At 38.2% G+C, this 18,380-nt stretch carries 11 protein-coding genes; 7 read left to right on the top strand and 4 right to left on the bottom strand.

The window, feature by feature from the left end; all coding sequences use genetic code 11:
• Position 1: 1 nt before the first annotated feature.
• Genes POD11_RS02860 through drmB form a run of 3 tightly spaced genes read left to right on the top strand, consistent with a single transcriptional unit; the run spans position 2 to position 7,288 of the window.
• The gene (locus POD11_RS02860; RefSeq protein ID WP_262456240.1) at positions 2–1,732 is read left to right on the top strand and encodes a nuclease-related domain-containing DEAD/DEAH box helicase; all 1,731 of its coding nucleotides are present in this window, start codon (positions 2–4) and stop codon (positions 1,730–1,732) included.
• The gene (locus tag POD11_RS02855; RefSeq protein ID WP_262456239.1) at positions 1,729–5,430 is read left to right on the top strand and encodes a helicase-related protein; all 3,702 of its coding nucleotides are present in this window, start codon (positions 1,729–1,731) and stop codon (positions 5,428–5,430) included. Before POD11_RS02860 ends, POD11_RS02855 begins: the two co-directional genes overlap by 4 nt.
• A complete protein-coding gene (gene drmB / locus POD11_RS02850; protein ID WP_065712530.1) occupies positions 5,423–7,288 on the top strand; it encodes a DUF1998 domain-containing protein in 1,866 nt (621 codons plus the stop codon). The genes POD11_RS02855 and drmB overlap by 8 nt, the downstream gene beginning before the upstream one ends.
• A gap of 126 nt (positions 7,289–7,414) precedes the next feature.
• Here drmB and POD11_RS02845 read toward each other — a convergent pair whose 3' ends face one another.
• From POD11_RS02845 to POD11_RS02830, 4 genes are all read right to left on the bottom strand, one after another.
• The gene (locus tag POD11_RS02845) at positions 7,415–7,699 is read right to left on the bottom strand and encodes a hypothetical protein (protein WP_262456238.1); all 285 of its coding nucleotides are present in this window, start codon (positions 7,697–7,699) and stop codon (positions 7,415–7,417) included.
• 643 nt (positions 7,700–8,342) lie between these two features.
• On the bottom strand, positions 8,343–9,689 hold the full coding sequence (locus POD11_RS02840) for an OprD family porin (protein ID WP_262456236.1): 1,347 nt from the start codon (positions 9,687–9,689) through the stop codon (positions 8,343–8,345).
• A 77-nt stretch (positions 9,690–9,766) separates the two neighbouring features.
• Positions 9,767–11,152: an MFS transporter gene (locus POD11_RS02835; protein ID WP_057104986.1), complete on the bottom strand. Its 1,386-nt coding sequence runs from the start codon at positions 11,150–11,152 to the stop codon at positions 9,767–9,769.
• Between the two features lie 172 nt (positions 11,153–11,324).
• On the bottom strand, positions 11,325–12,269 hold the full coding sequence (locus POD11_RS02830; protein WP_000050874.1) for a dihydrodipicolinate synthase family protein: 945 nt from the start codon (positions 12,267–12,269) through the stop codon (positions 11,325–11,327).
• Between the two features lie 186 nt (positions 12,270–12,455).
• Between POD11_RS02830 and POD11_RS02825 the strand changes: the two genes are divergently transcribed.
• The 4 genes from POD11_RS02825 (at position 12,456) to POD11_RS02810 (ending at position 18,333) form a co-directional block, all read left to right on the top strand.
• Positions 12,456–13,346, top strand: coding sequence for a LysR family transcriptional regulator (locus tag POD11_RS02825; RefSeq protein ID WP_262456235.1), 891 nt, complete (start codon positions 12,456–12,458; stop codon positions 13,344–13,346).
• Between the two features lie 136 nt (positions 13,347–13,482).
• Positions 13,483–14,004, top strand: a complete 522-nt coding sequence (locus tag POD11_RS02820; protein WP_262451825.1) for a sigma-70 family RNA polymerase sigma factor — start codon at positions 13,483–13,485, stop codon at positions 14,002–14,004.
• A complete protein-coding gene (locus POD11_RS02815; RefSeq protein ID WP_262456234.1) occupies positions 14,005–15,021 on the top strand; it encodes a FecR family protein in 1,017 nt (338 codons plus the stop codon).
• 138 nt (positions 15,022–15,159) lie between these two features.
• The gene (locus POD11_RS02810) at positions 15,160–18,333 is read left to right on the top strand and encodes a TonB-dependent receptor domain-containing protein (RefSeq protein WP_316249932.1); all 3,174 of its coding nucleotides are present in this window, start codon (positions 15,160–15,162) and stop codon (positions 18,331–18,333) included.
• Positions 18,334–18,380 lie beyond the last annotated feature (47 nt).

The raw sequence follows: 18,380 nt of genomic DNA, 5'->3' as shown, positions 1-18,380 counted from the left end.
AATGCCAAAAATGATTCCCAGAGTTTTTTACTCAGATAATATAAGTCCAGGTGAAAGAGATTTTTTTGAAAGAATTTCTACTGATAAAAATATCAATAATTGGGTGGTTATGCACTCATTAAATATTGCACATCATCAAAATAGATTAATGGGTGAGTTGGACTTCCTTGTAATTATTCCTCAATATGGAATATTAGCTATCGAAATTAAAGCGCATCGTACTATTAAATTTCAAGATGGTATATGGTATTTAGGTAAAAATGATATAAATGGCTCACTAAGTCCTTTTGTGCAGTTGAACACAGCAATGTTTAGTGTACAAAAATTTATTGCAAATAATGATCCGTATTTAAAAACAATTCCGATATTCCCTTTGGTAATATTTACACATTGTGAAATTCAACCAAAAAGTATCGAAATTAATAGAAATAATTTTATATCTTGTAAAGAATATAGAGAAAATAAACTTTCTACTTTATTGGAGGCAAGGATAAAAAAATACCGGGAAGAAGCATTTAATAAAGAATCCTTAAAATGGTTGTCTTTAAATTCTAATCGTCCTAATGCTAGTGATATTTTAAGACTAATCAAAATTTTACGACCTAATATTGAACCTATTATGTTAGCTGAAAGCTATAATTCAATTATTGATAAGGAACTTCTAAAATTTACATCAGAACAGTATGATGCTATAGATTCCTTGGCTGACCATTCGCGTGTATTATTTAGTGGGGCTCCAGGAACTGGTAAAACATTTATTGCTATAGAATCTGCTATTCGTGCTGCGAAAGAAGGAAAAGAGATATTATTTGTATGTATGAATAAGTTGTTAGGAGATTTTTTAAAGAGAAAACTAATAAGTTGGAAAAATATTAATATTACTACTTTTCATGCTTTAATGAAGAGTTATAATATTAATAATTATACGATAGATGAAAATGATAATAAATATTGGACTGAAACTTTACCAGAAATTGCTTATACTAGAATACTTGAAAAATCTTTAGACTCAATATATGACTTATTAATTGTAGATGAAGCACAAGATATTATAGGAAATGATCTCTGGCTTGATTGTCTTGATTTGTTATTAAAAAAAGGAATTACACAGGGTTGTTGGTATTTTTTTGGAGATTTTATTCATCAAAATATTTATACTAAAAAATTATTAGAAAATGATTTTTTAATTTTATTAAAAAAGAGAAACCCTGACTTTGTTCACTTTAAACTAAAAAAAAATTGTAGAAATATTGAGTTGTCAGTACGTCATAACTTAAATCTTATTGCAATTGATTCTCCTTATTTAAGTTATCTTCGAAAATCTTCTCCTATATTGGATTCAAAATTCTATATTTATTCGAATGAAGTTGAGCAGATGAATAAGTTGAAAAATATTATTCAGAATTGTGTAAGGGAAGGCTTTAAGTATTCTGATATCGTCATTCTTTCTAAGAGTGCTGAATTTAAGAGTTTAGTGCATCAGAATATTAGTCAGTTGAAGGCAAGTATTTATGATTTTGATCTAGATTGTTTGAGATATACATCAATTTATAAATTTAAAGGGTTAGAAGCTCCAGTAATTATTCTGACTGATTTTGATGAGATTGAAACAATTGAGGCTAAAAATTTACTTTTTACGGGTGCTAGCCGAGCAACCGATTCAGTTCACTATCTTTTTCATAAAAGTGTTCAAAATACTTTACTTTCATATTTAAAAGGAAATAAGTCATGATCAATGGTGCTTTTGTAAGAGATCAAATAATATTTAAAACTTTGCAAGAAGAATTATTAGGGCCTTGTAGCTATGGGGAAGAATTAGATGTACAAAGTGGTTCAAGGATTTTAATAAAGAATGATACACCTTTTATAACTAAACATAGTAAAGAAGAGATACTTAAAGTGTATCCAGTACAAAGATATGGTGTAGGGGTCATATATCCAGCAGACAGTGATAGAGATTTAATAAATGATCAAATTTCATCGAATCAAATAGAAGATAATAATATAGATGATTTTATACCTGAGGATATTGAACATTATTCGAAAAAATTAAGTTTTGATAAAAAAACGATATCTAGTGATAGTGATGATTTTGATATATCCCTTGCTAATACTAGATTTCCTTCTAGTGTAGGCTTATCATTTTTATTAGACCCTAATCAATCAAATCAATTAGAATTTATTATTTCAGGTGCATTTTATAAAGATTTTGAAGTCCAATATGAAATTAAAAAAAATATTGATAAGTGGTGGTATAGAAAACCAGTTTTAATATCTTTTAATAAAAAAATAAATGAGTTAGAAAGTATTTTTAAGTTTAATCTTTTTGTAGAGTCTGGAGATTCTTCTGAAGAATTGTTAAAAAATTTTTATATTGAAGGTATTGTTAGAAATTACAAAGACAAACTTTTAATTACAGTAGCATTAGTAAATCGTTCGCCTTCCAGCACTACCTTTATTGCTAAAAATAAACATAGTTTTTTTCAAACTCAGTTAAGAGTTAGTGTTTCTGAAGGTGGGAAAAAAGCTATTTTACCTTATCCTGAAGCTATAAATGAAACTCAAGAAGATGTAAGTAATCAGCTATTATATAGAAAGGCTCCGGTCTTTGGTAAAGGGCATGGTGTAGCCTGTAATTGGGATATTCCAGCTTATTGTGAAGTTGATGGTGTGAACTCAGTGTATACAGAGGCGCTTCCTACTTTTGAAACACCAAGTATTTCATCTGAGGTTATAACCGAAGATAATGGTAAGCTTGAAATTTCAATGGCTGCATTAGCTGCTTTCACTTTACAAGGAGAAGGTGATTATCAGTTACAATCCATGATAGAAGCGTATGAAAAATGGATTAGAAAAAATACAGAATTGATTGATGAAACGATTCTAGATAGTAATCTAAAAATTAGGGCACATGAACATATTCAAAATTGTAAACTTACGTTAGAAAGAATTAAGGCTGGTTATTTATTAATTTGTAATAATATGGATGTACAAAGGGCATTCAAATTAACTAATAAGGCGATGTTGGAGCAGCAAAAACATGCTCCTAAAACAATTAGAACTATAAGCTTTAACAAAGGTTACCCTGTTGTTGAAACTCCTTATATGTCAAATATAAATATAAAAGGAATTTGGAGACCGTTTCAGATTGGTTTTTTATTAATGTGTATTCAAGGTGCTATTGATAAATCACATGCAGACCATGACAAAGTGGATCTTATTTGGTTTCCAACAGGGGGAGGGAAAACCGAGGCATATCTAGCATTAGCAGCATTTACCTTAATTTTAGGACGAATTAAAGATGGAGAAAATGCCGATGGTGTGCAAGTATTAATGAGGTATACATTAAGACTTCTTACAGCACAACAATTACAGAGAGCGGCCACTTTAATTTGTTGTCTTGAAGTCATTAGACAAGAAGAAAATCTACCAGGAAAAGCTTTTAGTATTGGTCTATGGGTAGGGGGAAAGAATACTCCTAATACGAGAGATAATGCATTAAAAGCTTTTAGAAAATTAAAAAATGGGGTTGAGGCTGGTAAAACATATAATAACCCTTTCTTATTAGATCGATGCCCTTACTGTGCAACTCAGCTAGGTATTGTTTCCACTCAAAATCATCGCAAAACTGTGGTTGGCTATAAAGTAGATAGACATAGTGAGACGATTATATTTTCCTGCGTTGATCAAAACTGTAAGTTTAGCCAAAAGATTCCAATTTTTTTAATTGATGAAGATATCTATTTTGAACGTCCTTCCATTGTTATAGCAACTGTGGATAAGTTTGCAATGCTAGCTTGGCAACCAAAAATTAGAAGTATTTTTGGCATAAATGAAAAAGGAAGGAGATTTTCTTTACCACCGCAATTAATTATTCAAGATGAATTGCACCTTATTTCAGGTCCATTGGGTTCTATGGTTGCTCTCTATGAACCTCTTATTGAAGAGCTTTGCTCGGATAGTTTAGATGGTTCTTTCACTAAGCCTAAAATAGTTTGTGCTACGGCAACGACTAAAGGTTATCAAGAGCAAATCAAAAGTATTTATGGTCGCCAGGATATTAGTATATTTCCTCCGGCCGGCATTGATGCAGAAGATTCTTTTTTTGCTAGATATGCTAGAGATAAAGAAGGTAAATTACTTCCAGGTCGTAAATATGTTGGTGTCTGTGCTCCAGGATTAGGTTCTGTTTTAACAACCCAAGTTAGAACGCATTCTGCATTATTATTAGCTGCAAACAGGGTAGAAGTTGAGGAAAGAGATCCTTGGGTAACATTACTTTCTTTTTACAATAGTATTCGAGAACTTGGTGGTGCAATCACATTATTCCAGTCTGATATAGTAAGTTACTTATTAGAACAAAAACGGCGTTATCCTCGTTGGATTTTACCGAGAAGAAATATTCAAGAACGGGGCATGGAGTTAACTAGTCGTTTAAAAGATGATGAAATTCCTAAAGCTATTGTAGCTTTAGAGAAAAAAGTTGAAACGTTAGAGTTGGACACTAAATTTTATAAATCTTTAGTATTAGAACTAAAAGAAATAGAAAAAAATAATCCTGAATTTTCAGAATCAACTTCTCATTTAATTAATTGTATTGAGTTGAATCAAAAGATTAATTTAGAAAGCTATATCCATTTTGAAAAGATAAGTGCAGGTCTAAAAATTAAAAACTCTAAATATAAATTACCTAAGAATTTTAGGAAGTTTTATAGTTTATGCCTTAATAGTAATGTACAAGCATTTTGTTTAGCTTCAAGTATTATTGAGGTTGGAGTTGATATTGATAGATTATCAGTAATGTCAATTATTGGACAACCTAAAACAACCGCACAATATATTCAGGTATCTGGTCGTGTTGGACGTAAAAATGAAGAAAGACCAGGATTAGTGGTTAGTATTTATAATAATTCGAAACCACGAGATAAATCCCATTACGAAGATTTTCGTGGATATCATCAAAGACTTTACGCAAGAGTAGAACCTTCGACAGTTACCCCTTTTTCTAGACCTGCATTAAAACGAGGATTAGGAGCGATTATTATTGCAAATATAAGACAATTTTCTCATCTAGAAGCAAGACCTGGAGAAATTGATAAGGCAGTTATACAAAACTGGATTAATAGATTCCTTGAACTAAGAAAGCATACTATGAGTGAAGATGAATATAATGATATTAATAAATTTTTTAAGAGTTTTGTGGATAAATGGGATAGAAAAAAGGTTGTTTATAATGATTGGGGACAATTGAAAATTGATAGTGAGCCAAAACTGAATGATCTATTATTTCCATTGGGAATTGCTGGGAAAAGAGATAATAAAATTCCTTGTCCGACAAGTATGAGAAATGTAGATGCAGAATCTAGTTTATGGATTACAGATGTATATGAACAAAATCATTTAAATATGGAGGATTGGGATGATGAGTAAGAAAAGTGAAGTAAGGACAAGAAAAGGTCAGCTAATCCATACTTTTGGCCCTGGAGCTATGCAGGTTAATAAAGATGGTATTTCTATTATTGCTTGTGGTTTAGATTTTTGGTTTACAAAATCGGGAATGACAGAGCCTTTAGATAAAAAATTAATCAATAAGTATATTTTTAATGATGCTAGATTAGCTAAAAGATTGAATGTGGATCATTTTAGAATACCTCCCAACTCAGTTACATTAGATGGAGACTATAAAGTTGATTCTCCTATTCCTGGTATTCGTTTTCCATATTGGCATATTTGCAGTAATACCTATTGTCAGCTACTTATTAAAGTTTCGTCGATTGATGAAAAAGAAGTTAAATGTCCAAAATGTACGTCAATAGCTTATCAGTCTAGATTCGTAAGCTGTTGTAATAATGGTCATTTACAAGATTTTCCGTGGATCCAATGGTTAAATTCACATAACAATTCAAATTGTAGTGAATCTTGTGAAATAGCTTTAGCTGGTACTGGTAGTACTTCGGTAGCTGATGTAAAAGTTAAATGTCTAACTCACCAGTCAAGATCAGTTCCTCTTTTAGGTATTTTTAAGATTGAAAATAGCAATGGAATTATAACCTCAACTCTACAAGAAAAAGGTATTATGTGTTCTGGGCATTCACCTTGGTTAGGACAAGATTGTTCAGAACCGTGTGATATGCCTTTAGTTGGTGCTTTACGTCAAGCTACAAATATATATTTTTCTAAAACAGAGTCGTCTATTTTAATTCCATTGGAGGGAGAGACTAAAGATTTAGAAATTGAGGAGGCTTATGAAAAGTTATCAATTAATGATAAAAATTTAATAAATTTATGTGGTGAAATAGATAATAAAATTAAATTTCTTATGATGGCTTTAAATCATGAATTTTCAGATGATGAAATACGTTCATATTTAGAAAAAAAGGACAAAGCTACTTTTGAAATTGATCAAAAAACAACAGAAGCTGAATATAGATTTCAAGAATATCAAAAATTTTTCCGTAAAACTGAAGATGGAGTATTGGTAACTAAGCCTTTACCTATCGAATCTTTTAAAGTATGGTTTGGGGAATATTTTTCAGCAGTAACGCAAGTTAAAGAGTTGACTGTTACGAATGCCCTATATGGATTTGATCGTATCCAAGCGCAGAATAGTCGTAAAATTGAAAGTTATAAAAAGTGTTTACGATTACCTAATAGTACTGAGGCAAATTGGTTACCTGCTGTTAAAGTATATGGTGAAGGCATTTTTTTAGAGTTTAACCCAATCTTAATAAGAAAATGGTCATTAAATTTCAAAAAGAATGAATCATTTAGAAAACTTAGTAGTAAATTAGGTAATTCAACTCTGTTCCAGAATTTAGAAGAGTTAACCCCTGAATTTATTTTGATCCATACCTTTTCTCATCTGTTAATTAATCAGCTTATTTTTGAATGTGGTTATAGTACTGCTTCTCTAAGAGAAAGACTATATGTCAATAGCGCTCCTGAAATGGAAATGTATGGTTTACTTATATATACGGCTTCGGGAGATAGCGAAGGATCTCTTGGAGGGTTGGTACGTATGGCTAAGCAAGGAACTCTTGAGTTAATCATTCGAAAAGCAATTGAAAGTTCAAATTGGTGTAGTTCAGATCCTATCTGTCGAGAAGTAGGAAATAATGGTGGGCAAGGGCCTAATGGTATGAATTTAGCTGCATGTCATAATTGTGCATTGTTACCAGAAACATCATGTGAATGTTTTAATTCATTACTTGATAGAGGAACAATTACAAGTACAGATTTATGCGGAAATGGATACTTTGATCTTCTAATGAATTATAGTGGTGAATAATTAGAGTATTGCTCTACTTATCTTAATGTATTCAGGCCCCCGTGCCACAACAGAACTTTAATTTTTTGCGCTGATTTAAAGTCATCTACCATTGCGACACAGAGATAAGGGAGCTAAGCCAAACGCTTAGCCCATGTCGTCTTTATCGCACCGCCGCATCACACTAAAAAAAGTAGGGGCAAAGTCCTGTGGGAGAGCTGGACTTTGCAAACTGACATGTTCTAGACGTTGCATGAGCTTAGGCGAATACACTTGTTCAAGCCGTTGGTAAATACAGTCGCAACTGGCTTGGCTGTGCCCACCAGACAGGCAAATTTTTTCAAACTCCTGCTGCGTGCGTATGTCACAACCCGAAACGCTGTAATCGCCGATCACAAGGCCTAAAACCAAAATAGTTTTATAAAATTTCATATTATTCTCGTAATGATTGGGGATATATCAATGAGAAAAAATAAACCGCTATATTTAAATTTTAAAATCATTTTTAAAGGCAATAGTTAACCCGCCTATAAAAGCAATAAAATAAAATGATTTAAATCTTAAAATAAAAATAATTTATAAATTTAAAAAATTAGATAATAAAAAATCTAAATTTTAAATAAATAAAATTACGAGAGAGGATAGGGGATTAATTTAAAAAAGGTCATGGTTAACTCCTTAAAATTTATGGAGCTCTACCACCAAAAATCACCGTCAATTGATTATGGTGGTAGAACGAGAAGGGGTTGACAGACTGGGTATACACCAGCACGCGCAAGCGCGTCCCCCTCCCGTCCTACCGCAACGGTAAGGGGGAGGTGCAGGTTGCGCACAAGTCTGATACTCAGGAAGTATAAACCTGATACGCTGTATACTCGGTCTGTCAAAACCGACTGGCAATGTAGGCCAGCGGGACCATAATAATCATAAGTTTTTAACAGGTCAATTCAATTTAAATAAAATATTATAAAAATTTTAAATATAAATTTATATTTTAATTAAACTCAAAAGTTAATCTATTTAAATCGTAAAATTAATAAAAATAGTAAAGCTAAACTAAACGTTTAGCCTGTGCTTAAAATGTATAACGATAATTAATAAATACACGATGCTGGTCCCAATCTTTCCGAGACATGCCATTTATTTTTTCAACTAGATTTGCATTTTCAAACTTTGACTCATAATGTAAAAATGAATAACGCACATCTAAGTTTTTTACCCACGGCAAGGCATAACTCACCGTAAAGTCAAAGTAACGCTCTTTACCCTCAATATCACTGCTGATGTTACTTTGGTGAGCGCCAAAGCCATAAATATACTTCGCTTCGGTTTTTAAACCTTTCACATAGTCTTTCCAGTTATATTTCAGGCGAAGGGCAACGGCAGTTTCATCATTATTGGTAAAGTCAGGGCCAATGGTCGCAGAGGTCGGAAATGGGTTGGTACCGTGGTCTTGCGTTAAAACCGAGTTACGGGCGGAGTGCACGGCAAAGTTATCTTCAATCCAAAAACCATCAAACTTTGAAACGGCAATGCCGCCTTCAATATTATTTTTAGCCACATTTACATCGACAAAATAACCATTGCCACGGTTGTTAATGTCTTGGCCTTTGACACAGTCCAACTCGGTTTCGGCACCACATTTAAACAGCTTGCCATCGTCACGCGTGAAAAAAGCACCTGTGTTGAATGTCCATACAAGGCCATGCAAGGGCAATTTATATTGAGCAATCGCCCCGTACTTTTTTAAATAATCTTTGCTATTTAAATATTCGGCATTCACGCTCCAGTTTTTGTACTGATATTTGGCGCCAAGCAAACCGACATAATCAATGCGCTCGTCATTTTCAGTCACCAGTTTTTCAAAACTATCCATGCTGCGCGGTTTCCAACGGTCATAGTAAGCAATGTAAGTCTGTAGCTGATCATTGAGTTGAAACTGACCGTTCGCACCCGAAAAGGTGTCTGGCACCGCGCGGTTATTGGTGCTTTTAAGCAACAGCGAGTCATGTAACTGGCGGCCTAATTTAATTTCGCCTTTGTTTCCCAGTTTTGCTTTGATGTAGAGCTGACCTAAAGTTGCAAAGTTTTGGTCAAGCTTGCCGTTATTTTCGACCTCTAAAAGCTGGGCACTCGGTTTGCCAGAGTCAAATAACTTGGTGACTGCATAGAGTGAGCCATCTACTCCAAGCCAGTCCCACATGTACGGTGATTGATAATTTAACTCAAGCCCTAATGCACTTTGTTCATATTCACTCGACGAAGGCGAAGGGTTGGCAAGCGTGGGGTGGGCAGTGCCTTCATCGTTCCAGTAACGGGTGTTAAGCTTTAATTCTAACTTGCCAAATTCTTGAGGAAGCTCTGCATACGCATTGCTCACACTGCCTAAACCAATACAGCCCCATAGCAAATATTTATTCATTTTAAATTCCTTTTTTAAGCATGAATAAGCCCTTTGCCTAACGCTGGGTTAGGCAAGCTTTTTATGAAATGGATGAATTAAGGAGAGAGTTTTTCGAGCACTTGGCCTTTGGTTTCAATGGCAAACAAGAAGGTCACAAGCCCACCAATCAGCGCCACAACCGCAAGCACACTAAACACATATTGAATGCCGTAACCACCGACAACCAGACCGACCATAACAGGCCCAATTGCAGAGCCGGCACGTAGCCAAGCGGTACTAAACCCGATGCCCATCGCACGTAGGCGAGTTGGATACAGTTCGGCAGCGTAAAGATATAAAGAGAATGAAATGGTCTGCAAAATGGCATAGCTCAGTGTTGCTAAAATCACAACTTCCATCGCCGATTTTGCACCTAAAATCGAGAGGCTCATGAGTGGAATGATCGCTAAGAAAAACGCTGCACTGTACCAAGGACGGCGGCCGACTTTATCAATCATCAACGCACAGATAATAGAGGCAATTACACCCACGCCCGACGTAATCCAGCCATAACCTAAACTGGTTTGAAGCGACAGGCCAAAGTGTTGTTTGTAGAGAGATGGCAACCAAGTCACCATGGCATTGTTCACCATATATACGCAAAACCACATGCCCCACAGCGTAAAGGTACGTTTGCGGTAAATGCCACGGAACAGCTCGCGCCAGTCGGTTTTTGCCATGCCTTGTGGGTTGATTTCTTTAACCACAGGTTCAGGCAACGTTTTACCGCTTTTAATGGCACTGTCTTCAAAACTTTTGACGACTTTATCTGCTTCTTTAAAACGGCCTTTTGAAGCCAGCCAGCGTGGTGATTCAGGCAAGAAAAACCGTAAAGGAATGACCAGTAAAGATGGAACTAAGCCCACAATAAACATGACTTTCCAGCCGTAAATTGGCATCAGGAAAAATGCTGCCATGCCTGCAAACATCAGGCCGAGTGGGAATAAAACTTCATAGAGCAAGAAAAACTTACCGCGCTTTTCTGCACCAATAAACTCGTTAATATAGGCACTCGCAACAGGCACTTCACCGCCAGTTCCAACACCTTGTAAGAAACGGAAAATTAACAGCGACATTCCGCTCCACGCAAACAGACAGGAAATGTCCATTGCCACAAACAGTAAAATGGTAAAAGACAGCACTTTTAAACGACCGACTTTTTCGGCAAGAGAACCAAAGAAGATTGCACCGACCAGTTGCCCGACATAGCCCGCGGCAATGATCGCACCGACGTAGGCAGGCGTCAGGTGCCATTCGGTAATGAGTTGGGGTAGAGCAAAGGCAATTGCTAGAACAGTATAAGCGTCAAAAAAGGTCGCTATACCAATGGTAATTCGCATAAATTGCATTCGACCAGTGACGGGTAGCCGTTCAAGTCTTGCAATAATTTCCGCATTTTTTTGATGATGACTAATTTGTTCTACATCCGCTAGATTTGTCATCTTATATCTCCTTATCACTACATTCCTCGTAGTTTTGTTGTTCTATTTCGCACTACCTGTTCACCACAGTTTGCATGCTTTTTATTATTATTTTTAAGAGACATGCCCGATGTTTGGCCTCAGGCAGCGTACAGGAAAAAAAGGCTAGCGTACATGCTAGCCCGAATAGAATTTAAGCAACGGCTTGGGTTAAATCGACCTTGCCAATTCCGGCTTGACGCATCGCATCATGAATTTCTTGCTCAGCACCATCTGCAAGTGGAAGCAGTGGCGAACGCACAGTGGCATGGTCCAAAATTCCACGAGCAACCAATGCATGTTTAAGCGCGACCGTACCTTCCATGTGTGAACCACGGTGATAGACATTGCGAGTCACTGGTAATAATTGGTCGTGAATGGCACGCGCTTTAGCGTAATCTTTAGCTTTACCTGCTTTAATCATTTCAATTAACAGTTCAGGGGCAATGTTGCCGTAGCCAACCAATGCGCCGTCTACATCAAACATGGTGTGAAGCAAATATTCATCGTGGCACGTCAACACCTGTAAGTCTGGACGTTCACGGCGAATAATCGGAATTTCAACATCCCAGCGGCGCATGTTACGTACACCATTTTTCATGGCAAACACGCCTGGCTGTGCAGAAATGTCGAGTAGAGTCTCTAGGTCGTAAGTGGCCTTCGTTGCATCTGGATATTGGAATAAAATAGATGGCAAACCGCTTTCTTCATAAATTGCTTTATAGCGGTCTTGTGGTGCACCTTTTTGATAACCAAAACGCAACCAGCCATGTGAAGGGTAAATCAAACCTGCCGAAGCACCCGCGCTCACTGCACGTTTTGCTTCTTCTGCTGCAACCGAAGTACCTTCGAGCGTAATACCTGCGATTACCGGAATTTTGTCATCTACCGATTTAACAAAGCTTTCGATGACCTGCATTTGTTCTTTTTGTGACAAGAATGTTCCTTCACCTGCATGCCCAAGAACAACCAAGCCTTTCACACCATCAATGCTTCCTAACCATGAACCTAAACGTTGAATCGCATCATGGTCTACTTGTCCGTCACGGGTAAAAGGAGTCACAGGTGCTGGGGTTAATCCACGTAAATCTAAACTCATAATCGTACTTCCTATACAGTGTAATTAAATATTCTCTGGTTCTTAATCTGACTTAAATCGTGTTGTAGAGAACATGATTGGAGTATAGAAATAGATGAGCTATGTAGGAATTACCAATTCTTGAATTTCAGTTATACTGAAAATGTATGGCTCAAAATGCTGCCTATGACGGTTTAGGAAGAATCGATGAATTATGAATTATGGAAAATATTTTTAGATGCGGTGGAACTCGGTAGCTTAAGCAAAGTCGCCATGCTGCATAACACCAACCAACCGCAAATCAGTCGGCAAATGAACGAACTTGAGGCGCAATGCGGTGGCCGTTTGTTTAACCGAACTGGGCGTGGTGTCGAACTCACCGATTTAGGCCAGCATTTACTTCCTAAAATTCGTTCATGGCTGAACGTGACCGACCAACTCAATAATGAAATTTTGCACTCGACCGATACTCCAATTGGTACGGTTCGCATTGCCAGTTTGCCGTCTACTTCACATCCGTTGTTATCGACCCTCTATAAAGTGCTTCAACAAAAATATCCCTTAATTAAACTCTCGGTGCGTGAAGGGCAAGGGGTGCATTTAGAAAAATGGCTGGAAGATGGCAGCGTCGATTTAGCCATACTTTATCGGTTTAACCCAACGCCTAAACAGGGCGATGTTTACCTTACCCAAGCCGATACCTATTTGGTCGGCTGCGAAGGAGATATGCTTACTCAGGCCAGTGAAGTCGAGTTTAAAGAGGTAAGTCAGTTACCACTGGTCACGTTTTGCAGGCCAAGTAATTGGCGAAACTTTTTAGACCACATGGCCTATGAAAATGGGGTCGAGCTGAATATTGTGTTTGAGGCTGACTCGATTAGTTTACAAACGCATTTGGTTTCCGAGTCTCGCATGTACACCATGCTTGGGCCGCAAGCATTAAAGAAGGCCAGCCAATACACTTCAATTCAAGCTGCAAAAATCATTAACCCCGCACTCAAGCGCTATATTTCTTTGTCTATTTCTAAACACGGCTATTTAACACCTGCGTGTAAGGCGGTAATGGAAGAAATTAGAAATCTTGCCGATTTGCTTTAAGAGAAGTGCAGCAAAGCGAGCAGGCAATTAATTCAATTTATTAAACAGTGATTTAAGTTTTACTTGAATTATTGCTTGACTTGTTTAAATGATAATTATTATCATTTGTAGGTTCCTTGTTTTGAGTCCAATTGCTGTGAACAAAACTTCTTTGCTTGTAGATCAGTTGTATAGAAGTCACCAAAGCTGGCTTCACCAATGGTTGAGACAAAAATTAGGTAATACTGATCAGGCCGCAGATCTGGTTCAGGACACATTTATTAAACTGCTACAAACGCGTGACGAGCTATTCGGCATTAAGGAACCGCGTGCCTATTTAACGTCGATTGCTAAAAACCTGCTGATTGACCAAGTGCGCCGTAAACGCATTGAACAGGCCTATTTAGATGGCTTGAGTCAAATGGAATATATGCTTGATGCGGTGGCTTCACCCGAAGAGCAAATGCAAATTATTCAAGCGATTAACCAACTTTGCAAATCACTCGAAGGGGTTTCCGAAAAAGCACAGCAAGCTTTTATTTTGCATTACCTCGAAGGCTATACCCATAAAGAAATTGCCGAGCGTTTAAATGTTTCGACCAAAATGATTCAAAAATATTTGGCGAGCTGTTTAATTCAGTGCTACCAAAACCGACAAGACATGGACGCATGTATTTAAATGGCTATGGACAAAAGCAAACATCATCAGCTCGTTGAAGAAGCCGCGCATTGGATTGTTCAACTGAGTTCGGATGATGAAAGCTCACGAAAAACCGCCAAACAAAAATTTGAAGAGTGGAAAAAAACCAGTAAGCAACACCGCCAAGTGGCTGCCGATATTGAGCAGTGTATTGGATCAATTCAAAAACTTTCCCAAACCAGCGGACATAAAAAAGTCACCAAGGTTGCCCTTAAAGCTGGTCTAAACTCAGGCAAAGCCTATAAACATTTACGTGCAGGAACAGCTTTTGCGGTTGTTTTTGTTGCCATGAGTGGGGCGTTATTTTATTTAACTGACACCACCGTGGCCTATGTGACGGCAGACATTCACGGGCAATCGGGGCAGTGGACTACGCAAACCTTGCCAGATGGTTCACGTTTAATTTTACGTGGTAAAAGCGCAGTTAATCTTGATTTTAAAACTGACCAGCGAGTGGTTGAGCTGGTGCAAGGTCAAATTTATGTTGATATTGCCAAAGATAAGGCTAGACCGTTTTTGGTCAAAACCAGTCATGGTCAAATTCAGGCACTCGGCACAGCTTTTAGCGTAACCTATGACCCTTCGGCAACTGAACTTAACATGTTGCACTCAAAGGTAAAAGTAGAAGCCACGCAAGTTAAAACTACCCAATTGCATGCGACTCGTCAGGCTATTGTTGAAGCCGGGCAAGCCATTAAAATGGACAAAAATGGCGTACAAAAACTGCCTGCACTGAATGTTTATAATGAACAACAAAAATGGCAAAAGCATCAGCTTATGGTAGAAAACTTGCCGCTGAATCAGGTGCTACAAGAGCTAGACCGTAACTACAAAGGCAAAATTATTTTTAATGATGCGGCACTGCAACATGTGCGGGTCAATGCGGTGTTGCCTTTAGACCAAACCACAGAATCGCTTAAGCTTTTGGCTACAGTTTTTCCTGATCTGAAAATTAAGCAAATCACGCCGTTTGTGGTCATGGTTTCTTTAAAATAATAAAAAATTAAATTTATTTTCGATTTTAGGTTCCACTTTTTTGAAAGTCGTTCGTCATAGTAAGTAGAAGCAATAAATATGGATCATTTTAATTTGTTGTATTGAATGATTCTTATTACGATTTACTGGGGCGGGCAAATGGAAAAAGCGGGAATGGGGCAAAAGCGGAATCGATCGATTTTTCGATTCTCGACACTGGCGTTTGCTATACATGCTGTGTCGATGGGCGGGCTTGTTACGCTGCCTATGCAGCAGGCCTATGCACAAACAGCCGGGGTTAAAAGCTATAACATTCCAGCCGGCCGTCTTGCTAACGTACTGAATCAGTTTGCTGAACAATCGGGTACTTCAGTTGCAATGGATGCCCAGCAACTTCAAGGGCTTCATAGCCTAGGCTTAAAAGGTAACTTTGCCGTCGAGCAAGGTTTTGAGCAGCTTTTAAAAGCAACCGAATTTAATGCTGTAAAAGTTGGGCAGGGCTACACACTCAGCAAAAAAACTACGCCTCGGGTCACTCCCGCTAAGGTTCAGGCCACTAGCCTGCCGCCAAGTAGTGCCGTAATTGAAGAAGATGCGTCGGTACGACTCACGCCAATTGTGGTGTATGGCAAAGAAGACCGTGACACCGAAGGCTATAACAAAGTTTATGATGCAAATCGCTCTTCGGTCTATGCGGGCAAAGACTATGTCGAGCGCTTTAAAGGAACCAACCCAGCCGATGTTTTACAAGGTATGGTGGGAGTCTATAGCGGCGATGCTCGCAACAGTGGGGCACTCGACCCGAGTGTACGTGGTGTGCAGGGTGTTGGCCGTGTGCCTTTAACCATTGATGGCACTGAACAGTCGATTGCGGTATGGCGTGGCTACAACGGGGTAAACAACCGAAACTATATCGACCCCAATCTCATTGCGGGCATTGAAGTCATTAAAGGCCCATCTTTAGAGCGAAATACCACAACTTCTGTAGGTGGTGGCGTAGTGGTTAAAACGCTAGAGGCCGATGATATTATTCGACCGGGTAAGTCTTTTGGTGCCGAATTAAAAGTAGAAGGCTCAACCAACTCAATCGATCCGTCTTTGCCAGACATGAGCAAAGTGGGCCAAAACTACGATGACACAACGCCTTGGATCGACATGAATGGGTCAAAATACGACCCTGATATTTATAAAAAGAACCGTACCAGAAGTGATAACTCTCATTTTTCGGGCGACGACTTGGCGGGTCGACTGGCAATTGCCACCAAGCAAGATAAATTTGATTTACTGGCAGTCTACGCAGTACGTGAGCGCGGCAACTATTTTTCGGGTACACATGGCGCGGGCTACTATAAACGAGCGACACCAGACAGCAGTCTCGATTTTATTCCTTACTTTGCCTATGCCTATCAACCGGGTGATGAAGTTCCCAACACTTCAAGTCATATGGAGTCGTGGTTGTTAAAAGGGACCTATCGCCCAACCGATAGCCAAACTCTTAAATTGACCTACCGAGATACCAAAAATATTTTTGGTGAAATTATGCCATCTCGAATTGTTTGGGGCATTACGCCTGACTTGGGTGTTCCGCAGTGGCCTTTAAGCAATATTCACTCTAAAGCCTATAGCCTCGAATACAAGTTTAAGCCTGAGAATAATCGCTGGATTGATTTCTATGCCAACATTTGGCAAACCGACACCGAAAGCCAGACATACACACGTGGTGGGTGGCCAACCACAATCGATTTTAGAGATAACACCATTATTAATACGGCAATAAGCCATTCTGACAATACGCGTAAGGGTATTACAGTCAGTAATAAAACCCGTTTATTAGACCAGCTTGATTTGACGCTCGGCGGAAGTTTCTTAAAAGAAAAATTAACATCTGACGATGTATATGGTGAATTTGGCCCAAGTTATTCGCTCTATCAGGCACTGCCACGAGCAGGGCGCCGTGAGGAAAAAACGTTCGACTTTAACTTTAATTATAGACCGTTATCTTGGTTAAGTTTTGATACGGGCATGCGTTATCGTTCGTATTGGGCTGTTGATGACTTTTTAAATAAGTCTTTGCAAAGCGAGATTGACCCGAGTTTAAATCCGCTGTTTACCAAAAAAAGTAGGCTTAAAGAATATACCTTTGAATATCAAACCATGCCTGAGAGTTACACCTCTACCCAGCAGCGTTTAATCAATGTTTTAAAACAGCGCTATGCCACAAAAAATCCTGAGTGGGATGGGCAGCTCGATACTGTGCCTGCCTCAGAGAGCACGTTGTATAACATGATCTGGTCACAGAAAAATACGCTGAGCTGGAAAGCAGATGCGAATGGGCAATTGTCGCTTGCTGATAATCCTTTAAATCAGCTCAATGCCTCTGGACAAAAGTACGTCGTAACTGGCGGGAACTTTATGTCGGTGGTAGACCAAGTTCTGGTTGAGTCGGCCGACAAAGTTAAAGATAGCGGCTGGGCACCGCAGTTAGGCGCCTCAATTCATCTCACGCCAAACAGCAGAATCTATGCACGCTATGCAGAGGAATATCGCTTACCAAGTTTGTTTGAAAGCACTGTCGGTTTTTCTGCTATGTTGCCATATCAAGCAATCAAACCTGAACATGCTTTTAACTACGAAGTGGGTTATGTCTATGACATGCGTGATTGGTTCAGCACAGCGCGCAATGCCGACATTAAGCTCGCTTATTACTACAATAAAACCAAAAATGTGATTGAGCGTGACCAGAACCTTATTTTTACCAATATGGATGAGCAAAAGCTATCAGGTCTAGAGCTACAAAGCCGTTTTGATAATGGCGGTTTCTTCACAGACTTGAGCGTGGCCTATAACTTAAAAAATGAAGTGTGTGATACCAATAGTGCTATTAACAAAATGATTTTAGGCGGTACGGTTCAAACCGAGCAAGGCCTTGAGTTCCGTGAACCGTATCAGCGTTGTGTTGATGACGGTTTCCCAAATGGCTACTTGGTAACTATGGCTACACCTGAACTGAGTTTTCACGGTTTGCTTGGCGCACGCTTTTTTGATGAAAAGTTAGAGCTCGGTGCACGTGCCACATTCTATAAAGCTTATGAAAGCCCGCTACGCAAAAACAATGATGCTAGCGTTAATAAAGGCTATTACCTCAATGTGCCTTTGGCTTGGGATGACACGTGGATTTTTGATGCCTATGCGCGTTATCAGGTTGATAACTACAACACGGTTGAATTTGTCGGCAGTAATCTTTCTAACCAGTTTTATATCGATCCTTTAACCCGTAGTGCCATGGCCGCACCTGGCCGAACGATGAAAATTAGTTGGACCACCAAATTTTAAACAGAATTTGATTCCCTCTACATATACATAAAAGGGGAGTCAGGTAA

The sequence above is a fragment of the Acinetobacter sp. P1(2023) genome (genome assembly GCF_028367635.1).
Taxonomy (GTDB): domain Bacteria; phylum Pseudomonadota; class Gammaproteobacteria; order Pseudomonadales; family Moraxellaceae; genus Acinetobacter; species Acinetobacter pittii_E.
This window is presented reverse-complemented; position numbering and strand designations above follow the sequence as displayed.

Bases quoted from the DNA above. Each gene is read 5' to 3' on its own strand.
- POD11_RS02860 (WP_262456240.1), top strand. From the start codon at position 2: ATGCCAAAAATGATTCCCAGAGTTTTTTACTCAGATAATATAAGTCCA.
- POD11_RS02855 (WP_262456239.1), top strand. From the start codon at position 1,729: ATGATCAATGGTGCTTTTGTAAGAGATCAAATAATATTTAAAACTTTG.
- drmB (WP_065712530.1), top strand. From the start codon at position 5,423: ATGAGTAAGAAAAGTGAAGTAAGGACAAGAAAAGGTCAGCTAATCCAT.
- POD11_RS02845 (WP_262456238.1), bottom strand. From the start codon at position 7,699: ATGAAATTTTATAAAACTATTTTGGTTTTAGGCCTTGTGATCGGCGAT.
- POD11_RS02840 (WP_262456236.1), bottom strand. From the start codon at position 9,689: ATGAATAAATATTTGCTATGGGGCTGTATTGGTTTAGGCAGTGTGAGC.
- POD11_RS02835 (WP_057104986.1), bottom strand. From the start codon at position 11,152: ATGACAAATCTAGCGGATGTAGAACAAATTAGTCATCATCAAAAAAAT.
- POD11_RS02830 (WP_000050874.1), bottom strand. From the start codon at position 12,269: ATGAGTTTAGATTTACGTGGATTAACCCCAGCACCTGTGACTCCTTTT.
- POD11_RS02825 (WP_262456235.1), top strand. From the start codon at position 12,456: ATGAATTATGAATTATGGAAAATATTTTTAGATGCGGTGGAACTCGGT.
- POD11_RS02815 (WP_262456234.1), top strand. From the start codon at position 14,005: ATGGCTATGGACAAAAGCAAACATCATCAGCTCGTTGAAGAAGCCGCG.
- POD11_RS02810 (WP_316249932.1), top strand. From the start codon at position 15,160: ATGGAAAAAGCGGGAATGGGGCAAAAGCGGAATCGATCGATTTTTCGA.